General features: G+C 70.6%; 4 protein-coding genes. All 4 read left to right on the forward strand.

Annotated features, from left to right (window positions below):
• The coding region (locus WA805_RS24850; RefSeq protein ID WP_425243538.1) for a hypothetical protein at positions 1–235 on the forward strand (235 nt) is incomplete at its 5' end.
• A gap of 65 nt (positions 236–300) precedes the next feature.
• A complete protein-coding gene (locus WA805_RS24855; protein WP_424559381.1) occupies positions 301–1,287 on the forward strand; it encodes an NAD(P)-dependent alcohol dehydrogenase in 987 nt (328 codons plus the stop codon).
• A gap of 39 nt (positions 1,288–1,326) precedes the next feature.
• Positions 1,327–3,033: a chaperonin GroEL gene (gene groL, locus WA805_RS24860; RefSeq protein ID WP_422326204.1), complete on the forward strand. Its 1,707-nt coding sequence runs from the start codon at positions 1,327–1,329 to the stop codon at positions 3,031–3,033.
• The coding region (locus WA805_RS24865; protein WP_425243539.1) for an Nramp family divalent metal transporter at positions 3,026–3,618 on the forward strand (593 nt) is incomplete at its 3' end. The genes groL and WA805_RS24865, both read left to right, overlap by 8 nt.

Here is a 3,618-nt window from a genome sequence, read left to right on the forward strand (position 1 = left end):
CCTCGGCGCGGCGCCGCAGTCCGCCGAGCTCGACCGGCTCCGGCAGCGGCGGGCAGACCTTGGGCTGCCCGCCGACGACTCCGCGCCGCTGCTCATCGATCCGGGGACAGGCGCTCCCGTCGCTCTGGCGGCGATTCCGCTGCACCTGCGGCGGGCGCGGGTGACCCAGGCCGGCATCGACGCCAATGCCTCGATGTGCTCCGGGATGCTCCGGTACCGATACACCCCTGGCTAACGCAGACCCACGATCGGGAGGTCTTAGTGAAAGCCGTACGACTGCACAAATTTCACAGCACGCCTGTGGTTGACGACGTGCCCGAGCCGACGGTCAGCGGTCCCCTGGATGTCGTCGTCAAGATCGGTGGCGCCGGCGTCTGCCGGACCGACCTGCACATCATCGAGGGGCAGTGGGATGAGCGGATGCACACGCCGCTGCCCTACATCCTCGGGCACGAGAACGCGGGGTGGGTACACGAGATCGGGTCCGCGGTCACCAACGTGGCCGTCGGCGACACCGTTATCTTGCATCCGACGCCTACCTGCGGGCTGTGCCGCGCCTGCCGCGCGGGCGACGACATGCACTGCGAGAACTCCACGTTCCCCGGGCTGTCCACGGATGGCGGGATGGCGGAGTACCTGCTGACTTCCGCCCGCGCCTGCGTCAAGCTCGATCCTTCGACGCAGCCGCAGGATGTCGCGGCGCTCGCCGACGCCGGGATTACCGCCTATCACGCGGTGAAGAAGGCGATTCCGCTGCTGTATCCCGGGACGACCTGCGTCGTGATCGGGGCGGGCGGGCTCGGGCATATCGGAGTGCAGTGCCTGGCGGCGCTGACCGCGGCGCGGGTCATCGTCGTGGACAGGAATCCCGAGGCGCTCAAGCTGGCCGAGCAGCTTGGCGCTGATGCCACCGTTGTCGCCGACGGCGGGCAGGTCGAGACCGTGCAAGACCTGACCGGCGGGGCGGGGGCGCATGTCGTGCTCGACTTCGTCGCCGAGCAGGGGGCGGAGATGGACGGGTGGAACATGACCGCCCCGGCCGGGTCGTACTTCGTCATCGGGTACGGCGGCACGCTGCACATCCCGACGCTCGACATCATCTCCACCGAGCGGAACATCATCGGCAACATCGTCGGCACCTACAACGAGCTCGCCGAGCTGATGGCGCTCGCGCAGGGCGGCCAGGTCACCCTGCACACCAAGACGTATCCGCTGGCCGCCGCGCCTGACGCGCTCGCCGACCTCGACGCCGGCCGCGTTCGCGGCCGGGCGATCCTCGTCCCGTAGTCACCACGAGCCCGTTCCGAAAAAAACTAAGGAGCACTGATGGCGAAGGAATTGCGCTTCGGGGCCGAGGCACGCGGCCTGCTGCTCGCGGGCGTGGATCAGCTTGCCGAGGCGGTGAAATCCACGCTCGGGCCGAAGGGCCGCAACGTCATCCTGGAGAAGATCACCGGGTCGCCGGTGGTGACCAACGACGGCGTCACGATCGCCCGCGAGATCTACCTCAAGGACCAGTTCGAGAACATGGGCGCGCAGCTGGTCAAGGAAGCCGCGATCAAGACCAACGACGTGGTCGGCGACGGCACAACCACCGCCACCGTGCTCGCCCAGGCGATCGTGCGGGAGGGCATGCGCGCGATCGACGGCGGTGCGAACCCGGTGCTGGTCAAGCGCGGCATCGACCTCGCGGTCGGGCGGCTCGTCGAGCACTTGCAGTCGGTCGCGCACCCGGTGAGCTCCGAGGAGGACTTCCAGCGGGTCGCGGCGATCTCGGCCAACGACGACGACGCGGTGGGCGCGGTGATCGCCAAGGCGCTGCACACGGTCGGCGACGCGGGCATCGTGACCGTCGAGGACTCCCCCGCCCCCGGCATGGGCGTGGACTTCGTCGAGGGGTTCCAGTTCGACAACGGCTACCTGTCGCCGTACCTGGTGACCTCGCCCGCGTCCCTCGAGGCGGTGCTCGACGACCCGTACATCCTGCTGTGCAGTGAGAAGATCACCAAGGTCCAGCAGCTCATGCCGCTGCTCGACAAGGTCATGCGGGCGCCGCGGCCGCTGGTGATCATCGCGGAGAACGTCGAGGGCACCGCGCTGTCCATGCTGGTGCACAACCACGTCAACGGCATCTTCCAGTGCGTGGCGGTCCGCGCCCCAGGGTTCGGCGACCGGCGACTGCACAAGCTCGAGGACATCGCGGCGCTGACCGGCGGCGCGGTGTTCTCCCGGCACGCCGGGTTCTCCCTGGAGACGATGACCATAGAGCAGCTCGGCCGGGCCAGGCAGGTCTGGGTGACCGCGGACAACACCGCGATCATCGGCGGCGGCGGGTCGGCCGAGGCCGTGGAGTTCCGGCTGGCGCAGCTGCGAGCCGAGTTGGAGCGGGCCACGTTCGGCATCGACGAGGACGTGCTGACCGAGCGGATCGGGGCGTTGTCCGGCCGCGTCGCGGTGATCCGGGTCGGCGCGGCGACCCCGGCGGAGCTAAAGGAACTGCGGCACCGGGTCGAGGACGCGCTGGCCGCGACGCGGGCCGCGATGGCCGAAGGCATCGTCGCGGGCGGCGGCGCGGCGCTGCTGCACGCGATGCCCGCGCTGGATGACGGTGTGGCCGGCGACGCGGACGTGACCGGGGACTACAAAATCGGGGTCGGGATCGTGCGGCAGGCGCTTCGCGAGCCCGCGACGCTGATCGCGTCCAACGCGGGCTTCCCTGCCGCCGACGTGGTCGAGCATTCCGCGGCGCTCGGGCCGGACGACGGGTTCGACGCGCTCAGCGGGCGGCACGGGAACATGGTCTCGATGGGCATCGTCGACCCGCTGCGCGTCGTCCGCTCGGCGCTGCAGAACGGCGCCTCGGTGGCCGGGCTGCTGCTCACCACCAACACGCTGGTCGCCGAGGAGCAGACGCCGTGGGGCGGGTCGGCCGCCCTGATGACCGAGTACGGGTCGCTGGACGAGGGCCTGCACCAGCCGTCGCCTGACGCCTCGACGCCGCAGTCACTGGGGCTCGGACCATCGGTTGGTTGACACTGTCCTCGCCGCTCAGCAGGCCCTGGCCGGGGAACGCCGGGGCCTGCGGGCTCTCCTGCCCTTTCTCGGCCCTGCGTTCATCGCGGCCGTCGCCTACGTCGACCCGGGGAACTTCGCCACGAACATGGCGAGCGGCGCGCAGTTCGGCTACGCGCTGGGCTGGGTGGTGCTGACCGCGAACCTGTTCGCGATGCTCATCCAGACGCTGTCGGCCAAGCTGGGCATCGCGACCGGGCAGTCGCTGCCCGAGGTGTGCCGCGCCCGGCTGCCGCGGCGGTTCGTCGTGGGCCTGTGGCTGCAGGCGGAGGCCGTCGCGATGGCCACCGACCTCGCGGAGTTCACCGGGGCGGCGCTGGGACTGCACTTGCTGTTCGGGGTGTCGATGGGGGTCTCGGCGCTGCTGGCGGGGGTGGCCACGTTCGCGGTGCTCGCCATGGAGGTGCACGGGTTCCGGCAACTCGAGGCGGTGATCACCGGGCTGGTCGGCGTGGTGGTGCTCGCGTTCGGCATCGAGCTGCTGGCGTCCAAGCCGCCGCCGGGCGCGGTCGCCGCCGGCGCGCTCGAGCCGCACCTGCCCGGCGG

Source organism: Trebonia sp., from assembly GCF_049794275.1.
Classification (GTDB): Bacteria; Actinomycetota; Actinomycetes; order Streptosporangiales; family Streptosporangiaceae; genus Trebonia.

Excerpts from the sequence above, each read along its gene's own strand:
- groL (WP_422326204.1), top strand. The coding sequence starts at position 1,327 with ATGGCGAAGGAATTGCGCTTCGGGGCCGAGGCACGCGGCCTGCTGCTC.